Raw genomic sequence first — 616 nt, 5'->3', positions numbered from 1 at the left:
GTCTACGACTTGGTCTTGTAAGGATTGAGTATCCAGTTTTTTAATCGATAACATGTTTGACTCCTAAACTCGGATACGTGGGTCGATTACCGTGTACAACAAATCGACCACAAGATTAAAGAAGATGGTGAGTGAGGCGACAATTAAGGTGATGCCCATTACTAAGCCGTAGTCGCGATTCAGTGCACCAGAGACAAAGTGCTGGCCCATACCACCAGTGCCGAAAAAGATGTCGATGATGACAGAGCCCGTCACGACAGAGACAAACGCTGGCCCGAGCATGGCGACGACGGGGATCAATGACGGACGCAGGGCATGGTGGAACAAGATGTAGGCGGTCGATAATCCCTTCGCTTTTGCGGTGCGAATGTAAGGCTGATTGAGGGTTTCAATCATCGCGCCGCGCATGACACGCGCGATGCTAGCGACTGATCCAATGGCAAGACTTAATACCGGCAAAACAAGAAAAGCTAATTGCCCACCTTCCCAGCCGCCAGCGGGGAGCCAACCAAGCTGAATCGCAAAAATGGTGACAAGCACGGGAGCCAAAACAAAAGCAGGAACAACCACGCCCGTCATCGAGAGTGTCATTAATCCGTAGTCCAAACGGCTATTG

The 616-nt window shown here is 50.6% G+C and carries 1 protein-coding gene; it reads right to left on the bottom strand.

What is annotated here, in order from left to right:
• Positions 1–63: 63 nt before the first annotated feature.
• A partial coding sequence (locus R7Q48_RS28720; protein ID WP_318133744.1) for an ABC transporter permease subunit occupies positions 64–616 on the bottom strand: 553 nt, incomplete at its 5' end.

Source organism: Vibrio sp. 378 (genome assembly GCF_033339435.1).
This window is presented reverse-complemented; position numbering and strand designations above follow the sequence as displayed.